Here is a 25,952-nt window from a genome sequence, read left to right as displayed (position 1 = left end):
GACGGGGGCGGGAATCTCGAAATCGTCGGGAGGCGGAGGTCAGGGGCGCTGGGTGTGGAAGAAGGCGTCCAGCGTTGCGGCGCATTCGGTTTCGAGGATGCCGCCGCGGACCTGGGGGCGGTGGTTGAGACGGCGGTCACGGACGACGTCCCAGAGGGAGCCGACGGCGCCGGTCTTGGGTTCCCAGGCGCCGAAGACCACGCGCTCGACGCGGGCCAGGACCAACGCGCCCGCGCACATCGTGCACGGCTCGAGGGTGACGGCCAGGGTGGCGCCTTCCAGACGCCAGCCGTTACCGGCGACCGCGGCGGCCCGGCGCAGGGCCAGGACCTCGGCGTGGGCGGTCGGATCGCCGAGCGCCTCACGCGCATTCGCCGCGCGCGCGAGTTCTCGCCCCGAGGCGTCGAATACGACGGCTCCGACCGGCACGTCCCGGGGGTCGGCTTCGGCCGCGGCGGCCAGCGCCGCACGCACCAAATCCTCGTCGGACAGTGCGGCCACCACTCAGCGCGGGAGCTTGTCCAGCACCTCGGCCAGCTCGCTGGTGAAGCCCAGCCGCTGGGCGATCATGCTGAGCTGTTCGTCCGGGTAGAGGTCGGTTTCGGCGAGGATCACGCTGAGCACCGGTTCGGGGAGGCCCAGGTCGGCGAGCACGCCGAGGTCACCCTCCTCCCAGGGCTCGATGTCGTCGAGTTCGTCGGGGTCGACATCGGGAATCTCGACATTCAACGCCTCGAGCACGTCCGCGGCGATGTCGTAATCGATCGCGGCCGTGGCATCGGAGATCAGCAGGCGGCTGCCGGTCGGCGCCGGGCGCAAAACGATGAAGAATTCGTCGTCCACGTCGAGCAGACCGAACACCGCGCCCGTACTGCGCAGTGCGCGCAGTTCGTGTTCGGCTGCCGACAAACTGTTGAGTGCCGCGGGGCTGAGCGGGCTGCATCGCCAGGTGCTTTCTTCGCGGACAACCGCCACTGCGAACCCTTCGACATCGTCATAATCGTCCGACGCCGCCCTGTTCGTGCTCGAGCGCTGTGCTGCCATGGCCGCAACGGTAGTCCGCTTGGGCGGAAATGTTGAAGTCGTATGCGAATCTGATCGGATGACAGGCGATCGGAATTCAGCCGTATGCGTGCTGGGAACGGGATTGATCGGCGGTTCGGTGCTGCGCGCGGCCGTCGCCGCGGGCTATGAATCCTGGGGATTCAACCGTTCGGCGACCGGCGTCCGGGCCGCGCGGTCGGACGGATTCGACGTGAGCGACGATATCGAGGCCGTCCTGGCCCGCGCCGCCGCGGCCGACGCGCTGCTGGTCGTGGGCGTCCCCATGCCTGCCGTCGACGCGATTCTCTCGGACGTGAAACTGTTCGCCCCGGACTGCCCGCTCACCGATGTAGTCAGTGTGAAAGCGCCGGTGGCCGCGGCCGTGCGCGCGCACGAGCTGAGCGCGCGGTACGTGGGCGGGCATCCGATGGCCGGGACCGCCGAATCCGGTTGGGCGGCATCGACCCCCGGCCTGTTCGAGGGCGCGGCGTGGGCCGTCGGCGTCGATCCGGGCACGCGCGCCGAGCCGTGGATGCGAGTGGCCCGGCTCGCCCTCGACTGCGGTTCCTACCTGGTGCCGGTGGTCGCCGAGGAGCACGACCGGGCCGTCGCGCGCATCTCGCACCTGCCGCACGTCCTCGCCGAGGCGCTCGCGGTGGCCGGGGCGGGCGGCGGCGACCTGGCCCTGGGGCTCGCGGCGGGATCGTTCCGCGACGGCACGCGGGTCGCCGCGACCTCGGCGGATCTGGTGCGCGCGATCTGCGAGCCCAATTCCGCCGCGCTGCTGGAGGCCCTCGACGACACGCTGCGCCTGCTGAACGCGGCCCGTGACAGCCTGGCCGCCGACGGCACCCTCGGCGAACTCGCCGACGCGGGCTACAGCGAGCGCGACCGCTACGACACCCTGGAACGCTGGGAGATCACCGACATCCACCCGGGCGACCACGACTGGCTGGACCGATTGCGCGACGCGGGCCGCCGCGGCGGCGTGATTCGCCGCCTGGACCACTGATTCGCCCAGGTCAGATGCGCTCGGCGAGACCCGGATAGTCCAGCAGCAGCCCGTCCGAATCCACGGTCACCGTCGCGCTGGACACCGGCGACAGCACGTGGATCCCGTCGGCGCCACTGGAGTACGTCAGGCTCGCCTCCTGTACCTGGAGGTCGGGCAGGCGCACGTAGACCACCGGGACCTGCACGTCCTCAGTGGCCTGGGCGAGGCCGTAGCGCCGGATCGGCAGCGTGTTGAAGAACGGGCTGAGCACCACGTCGACATCCAGCGCGCCGCCGAACGTGGAGCGGACGTGGTTACCGCCGGCGTCGATGAGCCAGTAGTTCTCCTCGTCGCGGGCGATCGAGGCGTGCCGCTCGCCGGCCGCCACGGTGCTGCGCAGCGACAGCCGCTTGGTCACGCCGCTCTCGTCGGTGACCAGGTCGTAGGACGCGCTGAAGGCCGGGTGGTCCTCGCATTCGCCGGCGATGATGCGGCCGGAGGCACGAATCCTGTTGCCGGTGAGGATCACTCGCACCGACTCCATGCGGGAGGCGTTGTGCGCCCGCCAGGTGAGCATCGCCGGCCAGCGGGATACCGCCGGAGTGCCGACGCTCCCGCCGCCCGCCGGGGCGGCCGACGAATTGCCCTGGGCTGGATTGCTCACCTCTCTACCGTAAGTGACGGGGGCCCGGACGCCCGCGCGCCGTCCGGGCGCGGCTCACACCAATGAGTCCCGCCAGGCCGAGTGCAGCGACGCGAACCGCCCGGTCGCGGCGATCAGCTCGTCGGGCGAGCCGTCCTCGACGATGCGCCCGGCCTCCAGTACCAGCACCCGATCGGCGATGGCCACCGTGGACAGCCGGTGGGCGATGATGACCGCGGTGCGGTCGCGCAGCACGGTCTCCAGTGCGTGCTGAACCTGCCGCTCACCAGGGATGTCCAGGCTGGAGGTGGCCTCGTCGAGCACGATCACCGCCGGTCCGGCCAGGAACACCCGGGCGAAGGCGACCAGCTGCCGCTGGCCCGCCGACAGCCGCCCGCCGCGCTTGCGCACATCGGTGTCGAAACCCTCCGGCAGCGATATCGCGAAGTCGTACAGGCCGACCGCGCGGGCCGCCTCGTACACCTCCGCGTCGTCGGCCTCCGGGCGGCCGAGCCGGATATTGTCGGCCACCGAGCCGGAGAACAGGTACGACTCCTGCGTCACCATGGCGATATTGCGGCGCAGATCGGCGTCGGCGACCTCGCGCAGGTCCACACCGTCCAGGCGAACGACGCCGCCGGAGGGATCGTAGAAACGCGCGATGAGTTTGGCGAGCGTCGATTTACCGGCTCCGGTGGCGCCCACCAGCGCGACCACCTGCCCGTGCGGAATGGTCAGCGAGAATTGCGGAAGTACCGGGGTTTTCCCGTGATTTTCCGGGCTTTCGCCGTCGCCCTGAGTTTTTCGCGGCGGATATTCGAAACGAACATCCTCGAGCCGCAATTCACCGCGCGCCCTCGGCAGTGCCCGCGGGGATTGCGGTTCGGGCACGCTCGGGCGCTCCTCGAGCACGCCGGAAATTCGCTCCAGCGCCGCGGCGGCGGACTGGTAGGAGTTGAATACCTGGGCGAGTTCGTCCAGCGGGCCGTAGAACTGCCGCAGGTAGAGCAGATAGGCCGCGAGCACGCCGATCTCGGTGTGGCCGTGGATGACTCGCCACGCGCCGACCACCAGGATGATCACCGTGGTGCCGTTGCTGATCAGCCGCACCAGCCCGATGTACCCGGCCATCCCGCGCAGCGCGCCGGCGTTGGCGGCGCGGTACTCGTCGTCCTCGAGCGCCAGGATGGTCTGGTTGCGGTCCTCGCGCCGGAACGCCTGCACCGCGCGGATGCCGCCCATCGTCTCCACGAAATGCACGACGACCTTGGCGATAGCGCCGCGAGTGCGTCGGTATCCCGCCCGCTGCCGGCGCTGCGCCCAGCGGGTGACGTAGATCAGCGGCACGAATCCGGCCAGCACCACCAGGGCCAGCGGGAGGTCCAGCCACAGCAGGATCACCGCGATGGTGGCCACCGACAGCACGGCGCTCAGCGCGTCGTTGAGGGCGCGCTCCAGCAGATCCTCCAGCGACTCCAGATCACTGGTGAGACGGGCGACGATCTTGCCCGAGGTGTAGTTCTCGTGGAAGGCGACCGACAGCCGCTGCACATGCGTGAACACCCGCAGCCGCAGATCGAACAGCACCTGCTGGCTCAGCCGGCCCGAGACGCGGACGAACAGGAAGGTGGTGATCCCGCCGAGCACCGCGCATGCGGCGACGCCGCCCACCGCGATCAGCAGCGGCAGCCAGTCCCCCGACATGGCCGGACCGACCCCGGCGTCGAGCCCGTGCGCCACGAACAGCGGCGCGCCCACCATGGCGGCGTTGTCCACCACCACCAGCGCGAGCGCGGCCAGCGCCCACAGCCGGTACGGCCGCACCAGCGACCACAGCAGCCGCCGCTGCCGGGCCGCCAGTGCCAGGTTCACCGCATCGGTGGCCTCGGCCTCCTCGGCCGCGACACCGCGCCACTCGCCGTCCGGCTCGGCCGAATCGTCCACGGCGGCGGTCTTTTCCGATAATTCCGTCATCGTCTGCCTCCCGAGGGGGCGGCGGTCGCGTCGACCTCGCCGCCCATGAGCTCGCGGTAGCGCGGGCAGGTTTCCAGCAGGTGTTCGTGCGGGCCGTCGGCGATGATCCGGCCGCCGTCGAGCACCGCGACGCGATCGGCCCAGGCGGCGGTCGACGGGCGGTGCGCGACGAGCAGCACGGTGGCCCCGTCGAGCGCCTCGTGCAGGCGGGTCTGCACGAACTCCTCGGTGGTGACGTCCAGCGCCGACAGCGGATCGTCCAGGACGACCAGGTGCCCGCCGGGATGCCGCTGCCGGTCGAGCACCGCGCGGGCGAGGGCGAGGCGCTGGCGCTGGCCGCCGGACAGGCTCAGCCCCTGCTCACCGATGCGGGTCCGCAGGCCCCATGGCAGGTTGTCCACGAATTCGGTGGCGCAGGCGACCTCGAGGGCCGCGCGGACCTGCGCGGTGGTGGCGTCCGGGTAGCCGAGGGTGATGTTCTCCCGCACGCTCGCCGAGAACAGCACCGGATCCTCGAAGGCGACCGAGACGGTCGAGCGCAGGTCCGCCAGCCGCAGCGCGCGGATATCGGTGCCGTCGATGGTGACGGCGCCGCCGGAGACGTCGAACAGCCGCGGGACCAGGCCGAGCAGCGCCGATTTCCCGCTGCCCGTGGCGCCCACGACCGCGACCGTCTCGCCGGACCGGATGCGCAGCGAAATATCGTGCAGCAGATCGTGTTCGGCGTCCGGGAAGCGGAAACGCACACCCTCGAACCGCAATTCGCCCCGCAGCGGCCGCGGCAGCGACTCCGGTTCGGCCGGATCGGCGATACTTACCGGGGTGTCGATGATCTCCCAGTACCGTTCGGCGGCGGTGCGGGCCTGGTTCAATTCGGCCAGCAGGAAGCCGAATCCGATGATCGGCCACTGCAGGTAGGTGACGAGGGTGATGCCCGCGACCAGCGTGCCGAGCGTCATGGCGTGCACGGTGAGCAGGTAGCCGCCGATGGCGAGCGCGGCCGCGATTCCCAAGGCCGACAACAGGTTCAGGGCCGTCCACAGCTGCGCGTCCAGCCGCACCTTGTTCAGCTCGAGGCGGCGCAGGTCGCGGGCCTGCCGGCGGAACCGGTGGCCGAACCACTCGCCGCGGCCGAAGGCCTTCAGCACGCGGATGCCCTGCGCCGACTCCTCCACGGTGGTAGCCAGATCGCCCGACTGGTCCTGGGCGCGCCGCGACGCCAGGCCGTACTCGCGCTCGAACCGCAGGGACAGCAGCACCAGCGGCACCGCGATCAGCAGTTCGACCAGGCCGATCTGCCAGGCGAACAGGAACAGGATCAGCACGCCGGCGCCCACCATCATCGACAGCGCGACGAGCGACGGCGCCACGAAGGCGAAGAACCGGCGCAGCGTCGACATGTCGGTGATGGCGCGGGAGGTCAGCTGCCCGGATTCCATGCCGTCGTGGACGCCGACCGACAGGATCTGCAACCGCCGGAACAGCCGGGCGCGCAGCCCGACCTCGAGGTTCGCGGCCGGATGGGCGATGATCCAGCGTCGCGAGAACGACGACACCGTGCTGATCAGCGACAACACCGCCACCACCAGCACCGGCCACCACACGCCGCCGAAATCGCGGCGGGCGACGGGGCCGTCGACGATATGCGCGGTCAGCACCGGAACCAGCAGATCGCACAGCATTCCGACGCCCGGCAGCAGCGCGCTGGCGTACAGCGCGCGCCGGTACGGCCGGATGTCGGGCCACAGCCGCCGCAGCGGACCGGACCGCGAATCATCCGGCGGCGCAGTCGATCCGGTACAGTCGGCCTCCGGATCGGAGGTCCCGGCCAGGATCACGGACACAGCTTCCCCCTCTGTTTTCGCAAGATTTGTCCACACCCGCACAGCGGGGCATCACAGCGCGCACCGGGGTACGGCATTCCAGGTTGCCAGGATCGGGCACGCCGCCGCCACAGATTTTCCGTGCGCCCGCCCGGTCCGGCCTAGAGTGCGGGAGTGCTCATCGTCGCCGGATATCTCCGCGTCACCGACCGCGACCACTACCTCGAACGCTGCCGCGAGGTGGTCGAACTCGCGCGGTCGGCCCCGGGTTGCCTGGACTACAGCCTCGGCGCGGATCTCGTGGAACCGGACCGCGTCAACATCTTCGAGCGCTGGACCACCCGGGAGGCCGTCGAGACCTTCCGCGGCAACGGTCCGGGCGCGGACCTGTCGGCCCGGATCGTCGCCGCGGATGTGCGCGAATACGAGTGCGGGGACGAGTAGGCGGCTACAGCCAGTCGGGCAGCTCGGGCAGCTCGCCGGTGAGGCCGGCGCCGTCGGACCTGCCGATGAGCCAGGCCGTGACCAGCGCGGCAGGGCCGGAGACCGTAGCGGTGGGCGCGGCGCCGATCGTCGAGGTGAAGCCGGTATCGGTCGTGGACACCGTGAAGCTCGCGGGCCCGGCGGCGCTGTGCATGCCCTCGACCACCTCGGGCAGCAGCCGGGCCACGAAATCCGCGGGCCAGTCCGCCGGTTCGTAACCGATGGCAAGATCGACGTGATGGATCTCGAGCTCGCGCAGCCGCAACCACGGAATCTCCGTGGCCGGAAGCTCTCTGCCCTGACGGGTGCGCACCGGCGTCGGCCACCGGTCGGCGGGCATGGCGCGGGCCAGGGCGAGCCAGCGATCGGAGGCGGCGCGCAGGTCGTCGAGTTGCTCGGTGATCGGTCGCGGCGCGCCCAGATCGATATCGGCGTCGCGCAGGAATTGGCTTGCGTACTGCGGGGTTTCGATACCGGTGCGCGCCCACAGCAGCAGGTTCACCAGGCCGTCGGCATTGCGCGCCAGATGCGCGAGCACATGCCCGCGGGACCAGCCCGCGCACAGCGACGGCGCCGGGACGTCGCCGTCGGTCAGCGTCTCCAGGGCGCCGAGCAGGCGGCCGGTCGCGGCGTCGACCGTGTCGAGCAGGGACAGGTGCTCGCGGAGTTCCGGGGCATCACTGGTCACGAGTGTGAGATTACCCAGCGCGACGGCCCCGCGCCTCTCCGGACCGGACGCCGAAAAGGTAACTGTTCAAATGCCGGCCAACTGGTCGTCGCCTGACCACGATAGGCACATCGAGTGAGAACCAGCCGCAGTATCCGCTCCACCCTTCTGGCCGCCGCGCTAGGCGCCGCCGCCGTCACCGCGTGCTCCTCGGGGAACGACGACGCGGGCTTCGGCACCGGTAAGGATCAGCCGCTGGCGATCTCGGCCGACGACCTGCTCGCGCGCACCGGCGGCACCGCGGCCGTCGCGGTGGCCGATCCGGAGCACGGCCGGATCGAGCGCCGCACCGACGGCTCTCTCGTCTACACGCCGGACCCGGGTTTCACCGGTTCGGACACGATCACGGTCACCACCACCGACGCGGTGCGCCGGTACAGCACCGATATTCCGCCGCTCGGCCGGTTCGGCGGGGCCACGGTGCAGGGCAGCGGCTTCGGCTCGGCGTTCGCGCCCGTGCCCGGTTCCCCGGACGAGTTCTACGGCATGACCGACCGCGGCCCGAACGTCGACGGTCCGGGTAAGAACGAGAAGCTGACGCCCACACCGGCTTTCGTACCCAAGATCGGGAAGTTCAAGCTCACCGGCAATCGCGCGGAGCTGGAATCGACCATCGACATGAAGAACCGCGCGGGCGTGCCCTTCAACGGTCTGGTCGACGCGTCCGCCTCGACCGGCGAGACGATGCGCGGCCTGGACGGCGCCACGCTGCCCCCGACCGATCACGGCCTGGACCCCGAGGGCCTGGTCGCCCTGCCCGACGGAACCTTCTGGGTCTCCGACGAATACGGCCCGTTCCTGGTTCACCTCGACGCCGGCGGCACCGAGATCGAGCGGCTCGCGCCGGGCAGCGGACTGCCGAAGGAACTGGCGCTGCGCACCCCCAACCAGGGTATGGAGGGATTGACGGTCACCCCGGACGGCGCCACCCTGGTCGGAATCATCCAGAGCGGCCTGCAGACGCCGGGCGTCGGCTCGGCCCGCGACGTGCCGATGACCCGCATCGTCACCCTCGATCTGAAATCCAAGGCGGCCAAGGAGTTCGTGTATCCGCTCGAGGATCCGAAGAGCAAGCTGGCGGTCTCGGAGATCACGGCGCTGAGCAACACCACGTTCCTGGTCGACGAGCGCGACGGCAAGCCCGCTCCGGGGGCGAACAAGAAGTTGTGGACCATCGATCTGGCGGGCGCCACCGATGTCGGCCCGCAGGCCGCAGTCGCCGGGGCGCACTACGACCCGAACCTCGGCCTGCTGCTCGGTGACACACCGCTGGAGACCTTCGTCGGCGCGGTACCCACCTCGGAGGGCGTCGCGGCGCTGAATGGGGCCGGGATCACCCCGGTGACCAAGAGCGCGCACCTCGATCTGGGCAAGCTGGTCGACGGCCTGGCGTCCGACGGCAGCTTCTTCGGCCACGACAAGATCGAAGGCGTCGCCACGACCGACAACGGCAAGACCCTGTACGTCGCCAACGACAGCGACTTCGGCCTGGAAGGCAGCACGGGCAGCACGCCGCCGTTCGGCCTGAAGGCCAAGACGCTGCCGGGCGGGCTCCCCGACACCGGCGAAATCCTCGAGATCGACACCGGCGAACTGCCCGCGCGCACGCGGACCACCACGGTGACCGTGACCGTACGGTGACAAATCCTCAGGATTTACCCAGAAATCCCACGGACTGACGACAGGCGCCGCTGCCACTGTGGAGTCATGAACGTAGTCATCGAATTCATCGTCGGCGCGGCCGCGCTGGCCATCCTGGCGGCCATGGCCGTGTCCGGGGCCGTGGCGTCCTCGGCCCCGCGCTCGCTGGTGGCCGTGCGGGCGCGCCGCCGCTGACCCGCTCCGCCACCCAGATCTGCACGGCCAGCGCCACCAGCCACAGCGACATCGACCCCACCTGGATGCGCTGTGCGATACCCAGCGCGTAATCGCCGGGCAGGTTGTCGGCGATCATCATCCAGAGGGTCGTCGCCGCTCCGAGCACCAGGATCCACAGCCCGGAATGCCGCAGGATCGGCCAGCGCCGGTAGCGGAACGCCGCCACGCTGAACGTGATCATGGCCACGAAGATCGAGGTCACCGCCAGCGTGCTGGTCAGCGCGTGCACCTGGTGGAGCTGCGGGAACAGGCCGTTGTCACAGTCGCCCGAGCACGGCTTTATCGGCCACTGCGCGTCCGCGATCGTCGACGCGCCGAAACATCCCAGCGCGATCCACGCGACGGTCGACAGCCGGCGGCGTGTGAACGCGAACAGCCCGCCCAGCGCGGCGGCCAGCGCCAGGCTGCCGGTCACGGTGTCCGCGACGGAGAACACCCATCCGTACGGGCGGCCGTCGGCATCGAGTTCGCTGAGGAACGAATTGATCGGATTCAGGCCGACGGGCAGGACGAATTCGAGAACCCACGACGAGTAGCAGATCCCGGCCACCGCGATCGCCACGGCGACGCACCAGCGCAGGATCCGCGGACGTCGAGGAGCCGGCGGCTGATCCCGGTCCAGGACGGCCGCCGTGGAGCGCGAATATTCGGTCATCGCCCTCGTCTCGTTCCCGGCTACAGACTGGTCGGCTGGTTGCCGAGGTCCTCTTTCCATCATGACCTATCGGCCGGACAGGGCCGCCTGCACTCGGTCGGCGGCCGCGGCGGCGGGCTCGTGCTCCCACACCCGCACCACCAGCCAGCCCGCGTCGGCCAGCCGGGCGTCGGTATCGCGGTCGCGAGCGACGTTGCCGGCCAGCTTGTCGGCCCACCACCGCGCGTTGTTCTTCGGATAGGTGGCGTGGTCGGGGCAGCAGTGCCAGAAACACCCGTCCACGTACACGGCCACCTTGCGGCGCGGGAACACCAGATCCGCCCGCCGGCGCAGGCCGCGCAGCGGCGCCCGGTCGACGAAGTACCGGTATCCGCGCCGGTGCAGTTCCCTGCGCAGCGCGGTCTCCGGCGCGGTCCCGACGCGGCGCTGCCGGGACATCCGGGCGCTGGTGCGGGCATCGGTGACTGGACGTTCGGTGGTCATCTCGCTCTCATGCCGCTTCCTGGGGAAACCCTCCCATGCGGAGCAGGTGGTTCTCCACATCGGCAAGGAATCCGGGTGGGAAGCGCAGGGTGCCGCGGGCGGCGCGGCGCAGGAATCCGGCGGTGGCGCGGGCGGACAGCAGGCGGGCGTCCTCGAGGAACCAGCGCAGGTCCTCGTACGGCTCGTGCACCGGCCAGGTGGAGACCGCGACCCGGTGCGCGACCCCGGCGCGGCCCCACGCAGCCGTGGGCCAGCGGTTACCGGGCAGCGGGAGGTCGTCGGGAATCGTGTCGACCACCGGATCGGTCAGCCGCGCGCCGGCCCAGGCCGCCATGCGCACGCTCACCGCATTGCCGACCAGTTTCCAGCGGTGGCCCTGGCGGACGCCCGGCGCGTCGAGGGCCGGTTCCGTCCAGCCGGGTGAAAAGCCTTGCAGGCGTTCGGCATCGGCGAGTCCGGGGGTGACGATCTCGCCGGACGGCAGCCGCACGGCGGGCGGGCTGGCGATGCCGAGGCCGGATCCGCCCTTGAGGGTCGGCACGGCGTTCACGGCCCAGCCGAGCCCGCGGACGCCCTCGGTCCAGTAGAAGCCGCAGGGGTCCGCGGCGGCGTCGCCGATCGTGCGCGGCCCGGCGTCGGTGCCGAACAGCACCGGCCGCGGATCCTCGGTGCGCGAGGCCAGCATGAGCACCCGCTGCCGCCGCTGCGGCAACCCGAACGCGCGGGCGTCCACCACCCGATACGCCCAGGTATAGCCGAGTTCCTCCAGCGCGGTGGTGATGTGCAGCATCGCCTGCCCGCGGCCGAGTTGCAGCATGAACGGCACGTTCTCGATCAGCAGCCAGCGCGGCCCGCGTTTGCGCCGCACCAGCCGGAACACCTCGTCCACCAGACCCGAACGCGCGCCGGTGATTCCGGCGGTCCGCCCGGCCTGGGACAGGTCCTGGCAGGGAAATCCGGCGGCGACCAGATCCGTGCCGGACGGCAGCGCCCGCAGCCGCGTGACATCGGTGTGCACGTCGACCTCGGGGAAGCGGTCCGACAGCACGGCCCGCGCCCCCGGATCGATCTCGCACAGCAGTTCGGTCTGCCATCCGTGCGCGCTCAGGCCCAGCTCCAGCCCGCCGATTCCGGCGAACAGCCCGACCATCCGCGCGCCCGTCACGTGTCCCTTCCGCCTCCTGTACCCGTCCGGCGTCGCCACCCGCGCCGAGCCTGCGGGAGAACGTTACTCGAGTGCCCCGGACAGGTCGGCCAGCAACACCGGGTTTCGGGGTCGAGTGACTACCGGATGCGCTACCAGTATTGATGCTGTTTCCCGTCGGTGTCGGCAACGAAGATGACCGCATCGGTGGAGGTGAGGTCCTCGGGTGTGAGCGGGATGTGGCCGCGCACAATGGGTTCGGCTGTGCCGATCGTCGGAGGGAGGGCGGCGCGCAGGGTCGGCGCGGGGAACAAGGCGCGGCGTGTGGTCGCCTCTTTCAGTTCGTGCTGGAGGGTGCCGGGGTTGCTGTCGAGACCGGTGTCAGTCGCCACGAACATGTAGCGCTCGCCGAGGGTGAGGTCGACGAGAGCACCGGCACTCCCCCAGCTCACGGCGGCGTCAGTGTTCCCACCGCGCACGTCATCCCTGCCGACCGGGGCGCCGGATCGCCTGCGACGCAGGTGTTCGTTGTGCGCGAAGACCAAGGTCGGCCCCCGGTGCTGCTCCTGCTCTCGGATGGCGAGGAGGTTCTCGGCCATCATCTCGGTGCGCAGGCTGAACAGCGTGCCGACGCGACCGGGGGCGGACGAGGCCAGGGTGGCCTGATAGCGCAGCAGGCCCCGAGCGGTGCGGGCGTGGGCGAGGGCACCGTCGTAACCGGTCGGGTCGGCGGCGCGCAGGTCCGGTGCCGCGCGGCGGAGGGCGCTGGCGAGGTCGTCCGCGGCGATGCGCAGGGCGCGGGCGCGGTCGGAATCGCCGATGGATTGCGCGGGGTCGAAGACGGCCGCCTGGTTCGTCCAGTCGGCGTCGTCGCCGAGCAGCGCCTCGAGATCGCGGGCCGACTCGGGCCGCAACGTCGCGGGCAGGTAGTCGTGGACGGCGGTCAGCGAGCGTCGCGGGCTCGGCGCGGAGTAGGTCTCGAGCGGTGCGTCGAAACCGAGGAAGCGCACCCGATCCCGTGGCGGGCGGCCGGCATTGTGCGCGCGAAGCCATTCGACGAGTTCACGATTGCCCGGGATGCTGCCGAACCCATGGCTGAACCCGGTCTCCAGGACCGTGTCGAGATCCCCCGGCTCCCCGTTCACATAGCCGTCGACCAGGGACGCGGCGAAGATATCGATCTCCAGCGCGACCGACCGGAACCCCCGCTCGACCAGGCGCCGAAGAAGATCGTTGCGCAGCAACGGAAATGCCTCGACCCCGTGTGCCGGCTCGCCCAGTCCGAGCAACACCGGCGGCTCGGCTCGCGCGGCGAGCAGTTCGTCTACGGCACGACCCAGGCTCGCCGGGTCGTCGAGCGGGCGGCCGATTCCACCGGGTGCGGTGGGAGTGGACATGAGAACCCCTTTCCGGAACGACTGCCCTCGACGCTATCGTTGAAGATTCGGGTGAAACTTCTGCGATTTTCTCCTGGTGAATGGAGCGAAAGTCTCAAACGGAGGTGAGCGGTGCGGCCCATCGATCTCGCCCGCGAACACGGATTGTCCGCCCAGGCGATCCGCAACTACGACGACGCGGGCGCCCTCCCGCCGACCGAGCGCAGCGCATCCGGCTACCGCCGCTACACACCCCTGCACGCCCAGGCCCTGCGCACCTTCCTCGCACTGCGCGCCGGCCACGGCCACAGCCGCGCACTGGACATCATGCGCGCGATCAATCGCGGCGACACCGATTCCGCCTACCGGCTCATCGATGCCACCCACGCCGAACTGCGTGCCGAACGCGACACCCGCACCGAGGTCGCGGCGGCCCTCGGCAGCCTGGCTACTTCACCAACGACCCCCGTCCGCGGCCACCCCCTGACCGTCGGCGAACTCGCCCGCCGCCTCGCCGTACACCCGGCCACCCTGCGCGCCTGGGAGTCCGCGAACATCCTCCACCCGCAACGCGACCGCGCCACGGGCTACCGCACCTACGGCCCCGACAGCGTGCGCGACGCCGAGATCGCACGGCAGCTACGTCGCGGCGGGTACCCCCTACCCAAGGTCGCACAGTTCCTCGAATCCCTGCGCGAGGCAGGCGGTTCGGACGCTCTGAGCGCCTTCCTCGAGGCCTGGCAAGACCGCCTCACCACCCGCAGCCGAGCCCTCCTCACCGGCGCGGCCCAGCTGGACACCTATCTCACCCAGCTCGATCGAACTTGCGACCATGACCGCATGACCCGCCCCGCCGAATCCATCCACCGCGACAACGTGCACCTGCGGCGCATCCGCCCGACCGACGCGGACACGCTGCACCGCATCATCAACGAATCGCTGACCCACCTGCGCCCGTGGATGAACTGGGTTCCGCAGACCGGCCCGCACCCCCGCGCCGCCGTAGACGAATTCCTCACCCGCACACGCGAGAACTGGTCGGCGGGAACCTCTTACACCTACCTCGTCACCGTCTCCGGCCAGCCCGTCGGCGTCTGCGGCCTGGAACAGCGCATCGGCCCGGACGGCCTGGAGATCGGCTACTGGCTACACCCCGACCACACCGGCCACGGCTACATCACCACCGCCGCAGCCGCCCTGACCGACCAGGCCTTCACCCTCCCCGGCATCACCCGAGTCCAAATCTGGACCGACGAGGCCAACACCGCCAGCGCCCGAGTCCCCCAACGCCTCGGCTTCACCGAAATCGCCCGCCGCACCCCCGCCCGAGACCCCCTCACCCCCGCCGAATCCGGCACCGACGTGATCTGGGAACTCACCCGCTCGACCTAACGTCCTGAGGGCACCCACCATTGCCAGCCTTCCGGAACCGGCGGCATTCCGGGCGGAATCTGCCAGCCGGGCGGGGGCACCCAATCCGTTGGAGGAGCGGGCCACCCGGGCGGCGGGTTGAAACGCCACCCGGTGGACGTCGCCGTGACGGTCGTGGCGAGGGCAGACGAACTTGGCTGCGGCTCAGCGGTTTCGGTGGCGCCCGACGCGGTGGGGTGCCAGTTGCTTTGCGATATCGGCGGCTCCGCCAGCCATTCGGCCGACAACTCCCCAGCGCGCACGACCTGTAGCACCACGTCGACCTTCAGGTGATTGCCTTTCAGAATCGCCCGGGCAGCAGTTGCGAGATCACGCTCCGTGAAATGCCGGATGGCGGGCAGCAGTTCACCGCTCATCTTCGGAGTGAGCCGACCCGCGGGTTCACCGTCGACTCGAACCTCGACGACAATCCGCGAAGACCGCGCCAGTTGCTCGGTCACCTCGTGCAGAGTGACGTATATCCATCGTTCGGCCGACGATCCGAGCAACGGCGCGAGCCTGTCGACGTACGCCTCCTCGCCCGTGACCTGGATGGCACGCCCTTCGGGCAGCAGCACATACCGCTCAGGTGGCGGCATATTGGCGGGAACCAGCAGATCCGGCTCGGCCAGGGCGAGTTGCACGCTGCAGGCGAACCTCTTCTGCTCCGTCAGTCGGCCCCACCTGTCGGATACCAGATCCGTGACGAGCGAACCGATCACGCGCGCCGACGTCTGGGGTAGCAAGCCGTTCGACACCAGTGTGGACAACACCGGCGCATAGCGAGCGGCGTCCTGGCGTGGCAGATAACCCACCAGGGCACCAGCCACCACAACTTTCACGGCATTCGAGTCATGAGGATTCCCGGGCTCCGGCACCAGATCGGCCGTGGCGGTCAGTTCCGTCCATTCTTCATCGACTCCGTCCACGAAGAGGCGTCGAATGGCGTCGACGTAGTGCGATTCGCCGACGACCTCCTGCCCGTGCCAGGTCTGTTTTCCCCACAAGACGAACGGTTGTCCGGCCATCCTCTGCTCGATCCCCTCGGCGCCGCCCCGCGGGCGGAGAATTGCGATGTCTCGGCAGTGAATCGCCGCCGGAGGGCCGCCGTTACGCGATCGCCGACGGTTCGGTCCGAACTCAGCGGCGGCCGAGGATGTCGAGGTAGAAGCGGGTCGCGATGGCTTCCGGGTCTTCGGTCAGGGGGTTCGTGTAGGTGTCCGCCCCGGGGAGGGTGGCCGCGTAGGTGCGGGCGGCGGTGAAGAGGACGGACATCAGGCCCGTGGAGCGTTGGATGGGGTCTTTGACGGACCAGGCGAGATGGGCTGCGGTGGGGGGTAATTGGGCCTCGCAGGCGAGCCTGAGGGCCAGTTTGTCGATGGGATGGTCGTCGCGGGTGCCGAAAAGCGCTGGTGGGGCGAGGGTTTCGGCGAGCCTCCACCAGCGGACCGTTTGAAAGACATGGACCAGCCGGGATGCCTTGTCCTCCAAGAGCGCCGGATAGAAGTCCGGCACCAGCCGATCGCGGCGGAAGTTGGCGGCGGTCTCGGCGCGGATCATCGCGTCGAGTTCGGTTCGGGCGCTGTCGGATTCGAGCGGGTAAGAGAGCGAGCGGCCGCCGGCGAGAATCGCGTCCGCGCCGCTCCCGGTCAGGATCGCCCCACCATCGGGAATCGCGTCGAGAACCCGACGCGCAGCGAGCAGCGGAATGCCCGCGGTAACCTCCCACAGCTCGGAGGTGTTCAGGCGAATGATGGTGTCGCGCGCCAAGTCGATGACGTCGTCGCGGGTGAGCCGGACGATGTCGTGCCGCAGCCCGAGCGCCTCGGCCGCCGCGCTGGCATGGTCCTCGTCGGAGGCCCCGTCCGTGACAACCGTGACAGCACGCGGCGCACCACCCAACTCGGCCGCGACGGCAGCCACATAAATCGAGTCGACTCCCCCACTGAGCAGAACCACAGGCGTCCCACCGACATGCTCGAGCACGGCCCGCACCCGCGACCGAGTCTCGCCCGCAACCAACTCCGCCGCCACCCGGGGATCGGTCACCGTCCGCGCCCCCGGATCCGGCGCGGCCACGCTATCCAGCAGATCCGCCACGAACTCGATCGGCTCGACGGTCTGCGGCGGGCACTCGAGGGCTTCCGTCATCGATACAACTCCTCGTCCAGGCCATCCTCGTCGGAGGGCGCGAATCAAGGATGCCGGAGCCTCTCCGGCGAGTCATTCCGATAAGAATCCCCCGACCTGGCAATGCAGATCGGGGATCGGGGAATCTCCGGTCCCTGTCTGGGTACCCAAGGGCTATGCGGGACTTGGAACCTTTCGACTGCCGCGGTTACGTCGCGGATTCCCGTGACGCACTGACCTCGGCGAAGATGTTTCTGGCGGATGCTCGGCATCGGGTGCGTAGATATCGACTGGAGGGTGCGGCGGCACGGTCGAGGATGTTGCGGGCGAAACTCGCGGTCGAGGACTCTCGTGCGCGCCTGGCTCGTATTGCGGCGTCTCACGGGGACTTCGGGTAACAGGGAGCACGGCCAGTGGACACCTCGGCACGATTGGCGGGACCGAAGGACGGCGGGGCGATGAGAGATTTACGGCATGGCCGTCAGGTCGAGGATGCCCGCGCTACGCCGTCATCGGTGGGGGGTGGCGAGTCAGAGCCCATGCGGCGGGCGAGGGAGCAGTTCGAGGAGTCTCAAGCTCGGTTCGCAGTCAGCCGGGCCGCGTACCTGGCGTTCTTCGGCGACTCGTGAGACCACCGTGGTGTGCCGTGACCACAGCCGGTGGACCGGGCTGATGGCCGGACGGAAAAAACCCCTCCGCAGTGAGCGAAGGGGCCTTCTACCTGGTGCGCGCCCGGAGAGACTCGAACTCCCAACCTTCTGATCCGTAGTCAGATGCTCTATCCGTTGAGCTACGGGCGCAGGGTCTGCCGGACTGGGTCCGACGACATCGTATTCAGTTGTGCGCCCGGCAAGCCGGGCGTGGCGGAGGCGAGAGGATTTGAACCTCCGGTCCCCGTGAAGGGACAACTCATTAGCAGTGAGTCCCATTCGGCCGCTCTGGCACGCCTCCTGGAGCCTTCTCGTCGAGGGCCCGGTCCTTTCGAACCGCCGAGAGGCAAGATTACAGAGCTACCGCTCAGGACGCAAAACGGCTGGTCAGCGTAGGTGACTGTCGAACCAGTCGAAGATTCTGGTCTGGGCGGCGATCACGGTCTCCGCGTCTTCGGAATCGGCGGCGTCGAAGCCGGGGTGGTCGGGGCGGTGCCGCAGGCCGGGATAGGTGACGAGCAGGGTGGCGACCATGGCGCGGGCGGCGGCGTCGCGCAAGCTCTCGATCTGGTCGACCGGGGTGGCGGGATCGTCGGCGCCGTACAGGCCCAGCCACGGGGCCTGTAGTCGCGGGGCGGCTCGGACCAGTGCGTCGGCGCCGGCGCCCAGCGGGTCGGCGATGCCGGGCGCCGCCACGCTCACCGCGGCGCCGACCGGCCGGTTGGTCGCCACGAGCAGCGCGGCCGTTCCCGCCGAGTCGAAGCCGAGCACCCCGACGCAGTCGTCGAACACCCCGCGTCCGGTCAGCCAGTCGAAGCACGCGTCGAAATCGGCGAACAGGTCGTCACCGAATACGGCCTCGGTGCTGCCGTTGCGGTGGAACAGGTTGGGCGCCACCACCATCCAGCCCTCACCGGCGAGCGATCTCATCAGCTCCAGCAACGCGTCGGCGAACTCGCGGGACTCGTGCAGGACCACGATGCCGCCGCGCGCGTTGCCGTCCGGTTCGTGGACCGTGATGGGTACCCGGGCCGGCGCCGCCCGCGCCCGGTCCTCGTCTGCCGCCAGGCCGCCGTCGCGCAATACGGCGATGTCTCGATAAAAGCCCGACATGAAACCAGAGTAGTTCGCATTTATAAACTTCGGGAGAAGTCCCATGTGAGGGCGTCCGGGCGGATATTTTCCGGCTGCGCGGACACTGCGACCGAGCCTGTCCGGCAGGTTCTAGTGTGGTGGGGTGAACGCTCGCATTCGCCCGGACCTCGAGTCCATCCCCGCGTACTCCCCCGGCCGCAGCCATCCCGGCGCGGTGAAACTGGCCAGCAACGAGAGCACCCCCGGCCCGCTGCCGACCGTCGCCAAGGCCATCGCGGAGGCCGCGGAACTCGCCAACCGGTACCCGGACAACATGGCGAGCGAACTTCGCGCGGCCGTCGCGGAGTTCCACGGGGTGGACGTCGCGAATGTGGCGGTCGGCTGCGGCAGCGTCGCGCTGTGCCAGGAACTGGTGCAGATCACCTGCGCGGCGCCGACCGACGAGGTGCTGTTCGCGTGGCGGTCGTTCGAGGCGTATCCGATCGTGACGCAGGTCGGCAACGCCCGGGCGGTGCAGGTACCGCTGACCGACGGGTACGCGCACGATCTCGATGCCATGGCCGCGGCCGTCGCCGAGCACACGAAGTTGATCTTCGTCTGCAACCCGAACAACCCGACCGGGACGGCGTACGGGCGCGGCGAGCTGGTCCGGTTCCTCGATTCCGTCCCCGACCACGTCCTGGTGGTGCTGGACGAGGCGTACTACGAGTACATGCGGCTCCCTGCCGAGGATCATCCCGACGGGGTGCAGATCGGCCGCGGCAGGCCGAATGTCCTGGTCCTGCGCACCTTCTCGAAGGCGTACGGGCTGGCCGGGCTGCGCGTCGGGTACGCGGTGGGCGATCCGGAGGTGATCACCGCGCTGCTCAAGGTGCACATCCCGTTCAGCGTGAACCGGCTGGCGCAGGCGGCGGCGATCGCGTCCCTGGAGGCGCGGCACGAACTTCTCGACCGCACCGGACATGTTGTCGCCGAGCGCGACCGGATGAGCGCGGCACTGCGCGCGGCCGGCTACACCGTGCCGCCGAGCGAGGCGAATTTCGTCTGGCTACCGCTGGGCGAGCGCAGCGCGGAGTTCGGCGAGGCGAGCGCGGCGGCGGGGGTTCTGGTGCGGCCCTACGGCACCGACGGCGTCCGGGTGACCGCGGGCGATCCGCACGAGAACGACCTGTTCCTCGCCTTCGCCACGGATCCGGCGGTGGTGGAGCGGTTCCTGGGCTGAGTCAGCGGGTGCCGAGGGCCTTGGCGAGCGTCGGCCAGGCCCGGGGCAGTTCGTCGGCCCAGTACGGCCAGGAGTGGGTGCCCACCGGGTTCAGGTTCACCTGGGCCGGGATCTGCATGCGCGAGAGCCGGTCGGCCAGAGCCATGGTGCACGCGTTCGAGGCGGCCTCCAGCGGACCGCCGAAGGTGACCGAGGTGGGCGAGTACTCGGGATTGGCCGCCGTATCGTGCACGCCCGGCAGGCCGCTGCCCGCGGACAGGTAGATCGTCTCGCCGCGCAGACCTTCCGCGTTGACCATCACGTCGTGCGCCAGCCAATCGGGGTCCTCCTGCGGGCCGAACATGTTGTCCGGTTCGCCGCCGTAGGTGCGCACCACGGCGCGCGCCTGCGCCTGGCCGATATCGGAACCCATGGCGTAGCACCCGCTGTGAGCGGCGACCCCGCGATACAGCTTCGTATTGCGCATCACCAGCATCATGGCCGCCTCGGCGCCCATCGAGACGCCCTCGACCGCGTTGCTGCCGTTGCCGCCGAATGTGGCGTCGACCAGCGGGGGAAGTTCCTTGGTAAGGAACGTTTCCCACATGTTCTTGCCCAGGATGGGATCCGGGCGCTGCCAGTCGGTGTAGTAGCCGGCCGGGCCGCCGATGGTGAAGACGACGTTGACGTTCTTGTCGCCGAAGAAGTTGAGGGCGCCGCCGCGTTCGATCCAGTTGTTGTAGTCGTTGCTGGCGCTGCGGCCGTCGAGCATGTAGAGGGTGGGGCGCGGTGTGCTGCGGTCGGCCGGCAGCAGGATCTGCACCTGCACCGTGCGACCCATGGCGGGCGACTTCACGAACACCCGTTGCAGGCGATCGTTGATGGGCTCGACGTGGTCGATCTCCGGCACCCCGGGCGGCTCCGGTTCGGCCTGCGGCTGAGGGCCTTCGGCGGACCCCGATTCGGCCGGCGGTTTGTGCGGCGGCGGGGGCGGCGCATCGGCCGCACCGGGAGCCGCGAAAACAGCCGCACCGATCATCAGTGCAGCACAGGCGATGGCGGCGCCGGGCAGGCGCCGCCGTCTCCGGCCACGAACCATGGGCGCCATCCTGCCAGAGGTGGGACGTGACGTCGAAGTTCGTCATCCACAAGTCGCGCCGAAAGTGACCCGCGACACAGCCGGGTGGGTTATCCTCGCGGGCTACTCCGAGGCGAGATCGCGCTCCCAGCGCCGCTCCACCCCGGTGAACCGCCAGATCGCCACGGCGACGGCCCAGGTCAGCACGAACAGCCCGACGATGATGAAACCGAGCGCGCCGAGGTCCAGATTGCCGATCCAGGCGACGACTCCGGATTCCACTCCGCCCTTCTCGACCAGGATCGACACCAGCTCCTGCCCGCCGATCAACAGCGCCACCGCCACCGACAGCCCGGTGATCACCAGGTTGTAGTAGATCTTGCGGATCGGCCGCGCGAACGCCCAGTCGTAGGCGTAACTCATGAACGAACCGTCGAGCGAGTCGAACAGCGACATCCCCGCCGAGAACAGCACGGGCAGCACCAGAATCGCGTACCAGGGCAACCCCGTCGCCGCCGCGCCGCCCGCGATCACCAGCAGACCCACCTCGGTGACGGTGTCGAAGCCCAGCCCGAACAGCAGACCCACCGGATACATGTGCACCGGCCTGCGCACCATCCGCACCGCCGGCCCGAGCACCCGGTTCAGCGCGCCGCGCGCGTCGAGGGCCCGTTCCAGCTGCGACTCGTCGAAGTCGCCGCGGCGCATCCGCCGGAACACCCGCCAGATCCCGACCAGCGACGCCAGATTCAGCAGGCCGATGAGTATGAGGAAGACACCGGAGACGCTGGTGCCCCACAGCCCCGTCCACCGTTGCAGCCCCGAATCGGAGTCCTCGAGGTTGCTCGCCAGCGCCCGGATCCCCATCGCGAGCAGCCCGACCAGGATGAACACGACCGAGGAGTGCCCGAGCGAGAACCAGAACCCGACCGACTGCGAGTTCGCTCTCCCGTTCTCCGCCACCAGCTTTCGCGTGGTGTTGTCGATCGCCGCGATGTGATCGGCGTCGAACGCATGCCGCATACCCAGCGTGTACGCGGTCACCCCCAGCCCCACCCCGAACACGGCCCCGTCGACCAGATGATGCTGCGGCACCACCACCAGCAACAACACCCCCCACCCCACAACATGCAGCCCCGCGACGGCCACCACCATTCCGACCACGCTGCGCACGCCACACCCCGTTCCGAAAGATCGAACCGACCAACCGTACCGGCCGCGCCGATCGAGCCCCCGCCCATCCACCCCACCGATTGGGCTCCACCCCCCGTTCACCAGTACCCTGGGCTTGCTCCGACCAGTACCACCACCGGAGCAGGGTGGGTTGCCCGAGCGGCCTAAGGGAACGGTCTTGAAAACCGTCGTGGTTCACGCCACCGTGGGTTCAAATCCCACACCCACCGCAGGTAGAGACTCGTTTTCATCGTCTTCGACGTCGGGTTCTTCGGACGCGGCCCACAATTGGCCCGCAGCAGCCATGGCACCCGCCTGCTCAGGAGTGGTGGGAGTGGATCGGACGCGCATGCTCTGCTTCAGGGTGGGCGTCTACTACTTCCGGCGTTCGATCTCGTCCTGGATGGCCTTCAGTTCGGCGAGATCGGCTTGCTCTTCCTCGATCTCCCGCCGCCGAGTGTCGAAGTCATCGTAGCGCTGGCGGGCGATGCGTTGCATATCTTCGTGTGAAACTCGGCCGGCGCCCCGGAGGACATCACGCTCGTTGAACTCAAGGAACCTGTCGGTCATCGCGACCCAGTCCGCCATGTGGATCTGTTCTCGGCGCTCGGCGCGATCTTCTGCGTAATCCAGAAACATCGTGGTCAACCGGTTGAGGTGCTGTATCTCAGGCTGAGACAGATAATTCTTCGCGGTGCAGACATCGCCCTTGCGGACTACAGCGCCTTTCCAGGCGGTCAGGCCCATGTTCGGCTTCTCGATATCACCGCGTTCGATGACGAGCTCGGCCGCTGTGTGCTTGGTGACGGCGAACAGCAACTTGTTCTGGATTGTCGCGAAGAAGTTCTGAGCCACCTTGGAACTGCTGTCGTAGTCGACGCTGGACGCCTTGAACACCTCGCGCACCTTCAGGTAAAACTGCTTCTCCGATGCACGGATGTCTCGTATCCGCTCAAGCAGCTCATCGAAGTAGTCGGCCCCTTGAGGATCTTTCAGTCGCGCATCGTTCATCGCGAAGCCCTTAATCAGGTACTCGCGCAGCACGGTGGTGGCCCACTGCCTGAACTGCACCGCGCGCAGGGTGGTGACGCGGTAGCCGACAGCCAGCACCATATCCAGGTTGTAGTACTTGACCTGGCGCTTTACTGAGCGCGTTCCCTCACGGCGAACCATTAACTGAGAGTTAATAGTTGCCTCGGTCACTTCGCCGTCCGCCAGAATACGGTGGATGATCTGATTGATGTTCGGCACCGATGTGCTGTACAGCTCGGCCATCTGCGACTGGGTCAACCATACGGTACCGTTTACCGGACGGAGCTGCACTTCGGCCCGGCCGTCCTCGGTCCTGTATACGATGAACTCTCCGGACGCGCTCGGCGAGAGGTCGTCGCGCGCCAGCTCGGCATCGAACGCATCATCAGGATTTCCCATGTACTCGTCTCCTGCTGTTGTACTGTGCTGCGGATACGCGGGGACTACCGACAGGAGACGCACTACGTGACGGTCGTGTACTGCGTATCTTGAGGGATTTGCGTAGAATTCGGACGTCCAATCAAGGCACGTCCGGGCCCTGCTGGGTCATCTTCAGCATGGCCCGGCGTTCCAAGGCCATTTATCACCGTCTGATGACAATTCATACGAATCCTACGACCTAAGCCGTCACGATATGTCTCGGCTTATCGAAGCTCCCTGCTAAATGGCAGGGCCGTGCGTCATGGGCCTGCCCGCGCGCCGACGGTGTTGTATGTGTCGGGAGCGAAGAGGCGTGTGCCTCCATCCATCAGACACCCTCGCTGCTTTCGGCGGCCGGGCGCATCCGCGCTACGCGCCGCTTAACGCTACGCCAATCCGAGACCAGGTCGACGACGTCTTGCAACGTCGACTTCGCGGACACGTTCTCATATCCACGAGTGTCAACCAGTGGCACACCATCCCGGTCTTCCACACTGGCCACAGCTTGAGCAGCTTGGTGGAGCTCCTCAACCTGGTCCTCGAAACCCTTAGTCGCTACGGCGAACTCGTCTTCTGGACTGTCGTGAGAAATGCCTTCCTCGGACATCGCCGCCAGTTTCCGCAGCTGCGTAGCATCCAGGATGTCCGCACCGCGGATCACACTATCTCGTGGTTCCATACCATCGGGGAGTAGCTGAGGCTTGCGACCGGCACGACCATCCAAGATGATTTGGCACAGCTGCCGTAGCCGAACGTCAGAATTGGCCAAACGCTTGAGGATCTGCTGCGGCTCGGTGTTATTACCGCGGCCGTACTCGGATCGGGCCAACAGTTGGGTAGGCCCAGCAACTAGGTGATAGCTCGCCAATGCAGCGAGTTCCGCTATCGCCGGCCGCTCGGTAGCGGTGGTTTGCACGAGTTCGCGGATGGCCTTCTTCAGCAGAATCTGTGGTTCCTTGCATGTGAGAGCGACACCACGTAGGGGCACCCAGCGCCAGCTGCGTTCGAGCGCGGCCCGCAATGCGGTGAGGCGCTTGTCGTCTGGGAAGCCTCGCAGAGCAACTTCGGCGGCGAGCAACGTGCGTTCCTCGAGCCTGGGCCTGGTACCAGTGAGGTCGGCGATCGCCTCGTTTACCGCGCGCGCCTGGCGCCTGTTCGGATGTGGATTGAGCGCCCCGCACGCGAGCACCGCGACCTCGTCGTCGAGGAGCTCATGATCGCGGATACTGCCATCGAGGATGCCCCGCACCTCGGCGGCGTCCATCCCGTCAGGCACGGGCAGCAGACCACGCTCGAAGAGATTGTCCACTGCGGCGTTGGCCTTCGCGTTGAGCGTAGTGGCGGGACTGAAGGTCATCGGCGGAGCCATGTGCAGGTGCGCGACGAACCGCCTGCGCGCACGGTCAAACGAACGCTGCGCGGCATAGCCGATGATGACCCGGGCGTTGGGCATGATCGAACACCGAACCTTGCGTGCTTGCTCGTCGCTCACGATGTCGCTGTCGGCCCAGTCCACCAAGTCGCGGAGCAGCGAAGCCGCGCGCCGACCACCGGGACGCAAGTTCCACGCCGCGTCCTTGAATGTGATCCCCAAGCCCTGGTGAGCAGCTACTGTCCGCCCGAATCCGTCCGTGGACTCCAATCGGATCACCGAGCCGACGTCGTTCGTCGTGAGCTGCAAGAAACTCAGCCACCCAGGGGTTTCAATACCACGATTCTGAATAGAGGGAACGTGCGGGTTGTGCTCAAGCATGTCCTTGATCCGCGGCCCCATCGCGTTGATCATGCCCTCGGTCGAGTCCATCTCGAAAGTCAGCAAGGGCCACTCCTCCACCGCATCGAACCGCGGCATGCCGATCGCGCCACGTGCATGCGCGCCCTCGAACCGTATGTTGTCCGGCGAAGGGACGATCCGCCAGGTGAGAACATCGAACTCGATGTATGTGAACTCCTCGGTGCCGAAGCGCTGAATCTTCGGCGAGCGCAACGCGCCGCGCAGTTGCTGCTGGTCTGCAGCAGCATGGGCCAGAACTTCGGCAAGCTCCCTGGGCAGGCCCACTGCCATGCCTGCGGCGATGCTCTTGTCGATCACCGCACCCGATGCCTGTGGACGCAGCCTCGCACCAATGACCTGGTGGTCCACTATGTCTGACTCTATGAAGTCTTCCGACTCTTCGGCCGACAATGACGAAGCCATAACGGAGTCCTCCTCTGGCTCTCGACCTGAGCACCACCATGGTGATCAGAAAGCGAGGGCCTGGGCCAGACTCGACACCGCGCCCCCATCTATCCCTCTCGGCCGAATGGCCGTCCAGGGCTGTGGCACACTGCTGACCCGCCGCTCCCCTCAGGACACCCGCCGACTGTGACGGATGGAGCCTTAGTCCGGCCGGGCTTCCGGGCGGAAGCAGGCGACCGAACTGGAATCAGCGAACTGGCTGTGTGATGTAGCTAGCCGGAGACGGTAGCACGATGGTGTTGCAGCATCAACTAGATGCTAATCAGGAACATGCCCATAGGGCCTGCCTTTCCCGCGCAG

General features: G+C 68.5%; 22 protein-coding genes, 3 tRNA genes and 1 pseudogene. 7 read left to right on the top strand and 19 right to left on the bottom strand.

Annotated elements, in window-relative coordinates:
• Positions 1-39: 39 nt before the first annotated feature.
• Positions 40-492: a nucleoside deaminase gene (locus ON41_RS02305; protein ID WP_040744726.1), complete on the bottom strand. Its 453-nt coding sequence runs from the start codon at positions 490-492 to the stop codon at positions 40-42.
• 12 nt (positions 493-504) lie between these two features.
• Complete coding sequence (locus ON41_RS02300; RefSeq protein WP_040744692.1) at positions 505-1,044, bottom strand: tRNA adenosine deaminase-associated protein; 540 nt, start codon at positions 1,042-1,044, stop codon at positions 505-507.
• Between the two features lie 58 nt (positions 1,045-1,102).
• Here ON41_RS02300 and ON41_RS02295 point away from each other — a divergent pair, with 58 nt between their 5' ends.
• Entirely contained in the window at positions 1,103-2,056 is a 954-nt protein-coding gene (locus ON41_RS02295) for a prephenate dehydrogenase (protein WP_040744691.1), read from the top strand.
• A gap of 10 nt (positions 2,057-2,066) precedes the next feature.
• On the opposite strand, the gene ON41_RS02290 is transcribed toward ON41_RS02295, so the two are convergent.
• The 3 genes from ON41_RS02290 to ON41_RS02280 form a co-directional block, all read right to left on the bottom strand.
• A complete protein-coding gene (locus ON41_RS02290) occupies positions 2,067-2,615 on the bottom strand; it encodes a putative glycolipid-binding domain-containing protein (protein WP_040744725.1) in 549 nt (182 codons plus the stop codon).
• 141 nt (positions 2,616-2,756) lie between these two features.
• The gene (locus tag ON41_RS02285; protein WP_040744690.1) at positions 2,757-4,655 is read right to left on the bottom strand and encodes an ABC transporter ATP-binding protein; all 1,899 of its coding nucleotides are present in this window, start codon (positions 4,653-4,655) and stop codon (positions 2,757-2,759) included.
• Complete coding sequence (locus ON41_RS02280; RefSeq protein ID WP_063709819.1) at positions 4,652-6,499, bottom strand: ABC transporter ATP-binding protein; 1,848 nt, start codon at positions 6,497-6,499, stop codon at positions 4,652-4,654. Before ON41_RS02280 ends, ON41_RS02285 begins: the two co-directional genes overlap by 4 nt.
• 153 nt (positions 6,500-6,652) lie before the next feature.
• Between ON41_RS02280 and ON41_RS02275 the strand changes: the two genes are divergently transcribed.
• A complete protein-coding gene (locus ON41_RS02275) occupies positions 6,653-6,922 on the top strand; it encodes a putative quinol monooxygenase (RefSeq protein WP_040744689.1) in 270 nt (89 codons plus the stop codon).
• 4 nt (positions 6,923-6,926) lie between these two features.
• On the opposite strand, the gene ON41_RS02270 is transcribed toward ON41_RS02275, so the two are convergent.
• A complete protein-coding gene (locus tag ON41_RS02270) occupies positions 6,927-7,649 on the bottom strand; it encodes a maleylpyruvate isomerase family mycothiol-dependent enzyme (RefSeq protein WP_083905079.1) in 723 nt (240 codons plus the stop codon).
• 114 nt (positions 7,650-7,763) lie between these two features.
• Between ON41_RS02270 and ON41_RS02265 the strand changes: the two genes are divergently transcribed.
• The gene (locus ON41_RS02265; protein WP_051160884.1) at positions 7,764-9,329 is read left to right on the top strand and encodes an esterase-like activity of phytase family protein; all 1,566 of its coding nucleotides are present in this window, start codon (positions 7,764-7,766) and stop codon (positions 9,327-9,329) included.
• Between the two features lie 85 nt (positions 9,330-9,414).
• On the opposite strand, the gene ON41_RS02260 is transcribed toward ON41_RS02265, so the two are convergent.
• The 4 genes from ON41_RS02260 to ON41_RS02245 all read right to left on the bottom strand — a co-directional run bounded on the left by ON41_RS02260 (position 9,415) and on the right by ON41_RS02245 (position 13,245).
• Positions 9,415-10,221 carry a DUF998 domain-containing protein gene (locus tag ON41_RS02260; RefSeq protein WP_083905078.1) on the bottom strand — a complete coding sequence of 269 codons (807 nt, stop codon included), beginning with the start codon at positions 10,219-10,221 and terminating at the stop codon, positions 9,415-9,417.
• A 66-nt stretch (positions 10,222-10,287) separates the two neighbouring features.
• A complete protein-coding gene (locus ON41_RS02255; RefSeq protein WP_040744688.1) occupies positions 10,288-10,704 on the bottom strand; it encodes a very short patch repair endonuclease in 417 nt (138 codons plus the stop codon).
• 7 nt (positions 10,705-10,711) lie between these two features.
• Positions 10,712-11,854, bottom strand: coding sequence for a DNA cytosine methyltransferase (locus ON41_RS02250; protein ID WP_174411282.1), 1,143 nt, complete (start codon positions 11,852-11,854; stop codon positions 10,712-10,714).
• Positions 11,855-12,000: 146 nt separating this feature from the next.
• Positions 12,001-13,245, bottom strand: a complete 1,245-nt coding sequence (locus tag ON41_RS02245; protein ID WP_040744686.1) for an erythromycin esterase family protein — start codon at positions 13,243-13,245, stop codon at positions 12,001-12,003.
• Between the two features lie 111 nt (positions 13,246-13,356).
• Here ON41_RS02245 and ON41_RS43610 point away from each other — a divergent pair.
• Positions 13,357-14,049 (top strand): annotated as a pseudogene (locus ON41_RS43610) (MerR family transcriptional regulator); the annotation flags it as partial.
• A gap of 15 nt (positions 14,050-14,064) precedes the next feature.
• Positions 14,065-14,616, top strand: a complete 552-nt coding sequence (locus tag ON41_RS43605; RefSeq protein WP_169336463.1) for a GNAT family N-acetyltransferase — start codon at positions 14,065-14,067, stop codon at positions 14,614-14,616.
• Here the strand turns inward: ON41_RS43605 and ON41_RS02235 are convergent.
• From ON41_RS02235 to ON41_RS02215, 5 genes are all read right to left on the bottom strand, one after another.
• Positions 14,613-15,662: an HIRAN domain-containing protein gene (locus ON41_RS02235; protein WP_051160883.1), complete on the bottom strand. Its 1,050-nt coding sequence runs from the start codon at positions 15,660-15,662 to the stop codon at positions 14,613-14,615. The two genes, ON41_RS43605 and ON41_RS02235, sit on opposite strands and share 4 nt — an antisense overlap.
• A 112-nt stretch (positions 15,663-15,774) precedes the next feature.
• Entirely contained in the window at positions 15,775-16,734 is a 960-nt protein-coding gene (locus tag ON41_RS02230; RefSeq protein ID WP_157185331.1) for an asparagine synthase C-terminal domain-containing protein, read from the bottom strand.
• Positions 16,735-17,491: 757 nt separating this feature from the next.
• Positions 17,492-17,564: transfer RNA gene (locus ON41_RS02225), tRNA-Arg, on the bottom strand.
• Positions 17,565-17,625: 61 nt separating this feature from the next.
• Positions 17,626-17,715: transfer RNA gene (locus tag ON41_RS02220), tRNA-Ser, on the bottom strand.
• Positions 17,716-17,801: 86 nt separating this feature from the next.
• Positions 17,802-18,527: a dienelactone hydrolase family protein gene (locus tag ON41_RS02215; RefSeq protein WP_040744684.1), complete on the bottom strand. Its 726-nt coding sequence runs from the start codon at positions 18,525-18,527 to the stop codon at positions 17,802-17,804.
• A 124-nt stretch (positions 18,528-18,651) separates the two neighbouring features.
• Here ON41_RS02215 and hisC point away from each other — a divergent pair, with 124 nt between their 5' ends.
• A complete protein-coding gene (hisC, locus tag ON41_RS02210; RefSeq protein ID WP_040744682.1) occupies positions 18,652-19,731 on the top strand; it encodes a histidinol-phosphate transaminase in 1,080 nt (359 codons plus the stop codon).
• A gap of 1 nt (position 19,732) precedes the next feature.
• Here hisC and ON41_RS02205 read toward each other — a convergent pair whose 3' ends face one another.
• Together ON41_RS02205 and nicT are read right to left on the bottom strand one after the other, a co-directional pair.
• A complete protein-coding gene (locus ON41_RS02205; protein WP_040744680.1) occupies positions 19,733-20,809 on the bottom strand; it encodes an alpha/beta hydrolase in 1,077 nt (358 codons plus the stop codon).
• 102 nt (positions 20,810-20,911) lie between these two features.
• Complete coding sequence (nicT, locus tag ON41_RS02200; protein WP_476703704.1) at positions 20,912-21,961, bottom strand: Nickel transporter NicT; 1,050 nt, start codon at positions 21,959-21,961, stop codon at positions 20,912-20,914.
• A gap of 145 nt (positions 21,962-22,106) precedes the next feature.
• Here nicT and ON41_RS02195 point away from each other — a divergent pair.
• Positions 22,107-22,191, top strand: a tRNA-Ser gene (locus ON41_RS02195).
• A gap of 145 nt (positions 22,192-22,336) precedes the next feature.
• Here the strand turns inward: ON41_RS02195 and ON41_RS02190 are convergent.
• Both ON41_RS02190 and ON41_RS02185 read right to left on the bottom strand, forming a co-directional pair.
• Entirely contained in the window at positions 22,337-23,392 is a 1,056-nt protein-coding gene (locus ON41_RS02190; protein ID WP_051160882.1) for a virulence RhuM family protein, read from the bottom strand.
• A gap of 349 nt (positions 23,393-23,741) precedes the next feature.
• A complete protein-coding gene (locus tag ON41_RS02185) occupies positions 23,742-25,610 on the bottom strand; it encodes a hypothetical protein (RefSeq protein WP_040744678.1) in 1,869 nt (622 codons plus the stop codon).
• Positions 25,611-25,952: the final 342 nt, after the last annotated feature.

This window comes from Nocardia transvalensis NBRC 15921 (assembly GCF_000308875.1).
Classification (GTDB): Bacteria; Actinomycetota; Actinomycetes; order Mycobacteriales; family Mycobacteriaceae; genus Nocardia; species Nocardia transvalensis.
This window is presented reverse-complemented; position numbering and strand designations above follow the sequence as displayed.

Excerpts from the sequence above, each read along its gene's own strand:
- ON41_RS02300 (WP_040744692.1), bottom strand. The coding sequence starts at position 1,044 with ATGGCAGCACAGCGCTCGAGCACGAACAGGGCGGCGTCGGACGATTAT.
- ON41_RS02205 (WP_040744680.1), bottom strand. The coding sequence starts at position 20,809 with ATGGTTCGTGGCCGGAGACGGCGGCGCCTGCCCGGCGCCGCCATCGCC.
- ON41_RS02260 (WP_083905078.1), bottom strand. The coding sequence starts at position 10,221 with ATGACCGAATATTCGCGCTCCACGGCGGCCGTCCTGGACCGGGATCAG.
- ON41_RS02235 (WP_051160883.1), bottom strand. The coding sequence starts at position 15,662 with ATGGCCGGACAACCGTTCGTCTTGTGGGGAAAACAGACCTGGCACGGG.
- ON41_RS02290 (WP_040744725.1), bottom strand. The coding sequence starts at position 2,615 with ATGCTCACCTGGCGGGCGCACAACGCCTCCCGCATGGAGTCGGTGCGA.
- ON41_RS02185 (WP_040744678.1), bottom strand. The coding sequence starts at position 25,610 with ATGGCTTCGTCATTGTCGGCCGAAGAGTCGGAAGACTTCATAGAGTCA.
- ON41_RS02245 (WP_040744686.1), bottom strand. The coding sequence starts at position 13,245 with ATGTCCACTCCCACCGCACCCGGTGGAATCGGCCGCCCGCTCGACGAC.
- ON41_RS02295 (WP_040744691.1), top strand. The coding sequence starts at position 1,103 with ATGACAGGCGATCGGAATTCAGCCGTATGCGTGCTGGGAACGGGATTG.
- ON41_RS02190 (WP_051160882.1), bottom strand. The coding sequence starts at position 23,392 with ATGGGAAATCCTGATGATGCGTTCGATGCCGAGCTGGCGCGCGACGAC.
- ON41_RS02215 (WP_040744684.1), bottom strand. The coding sequence starts at position 18,527 with ATGTCGGGCTTTTATCGAGACATCGCCGTATTGCGCGACGGCGGCCTG.
- ON41_RS02250 (WP_174411282.1), bottom strand. The coding sequence starts at position 11,854 with ATGGTCGGGCTGTTCGCCGGAATCGGCGGGCTGGAGCTGGGCCTGAGC.
- ON41_RS02285 (WP_040744690.1), bottom strand. The coding sequence starts at position 4,655 with ATGACGGAATTATCGGAAAAGACCGCCGCCGTGGACGATTCGGCCGAG.
- ON41_RS43605 (WP_169336463.1), top strand. The coding sequence starts at position 14,065 with ATGACCCGCCCCGCCGAATCCATCCACCGCGACAACGTGCACCTGCGG.
- ON41_RS02255 (WP_040744688.1), bottom strand. The coding sequence starts at position 10,704 with ATGACCACCGAACGTCCAGTCACCGATGCCCGCACCAGCGCCCGGATG.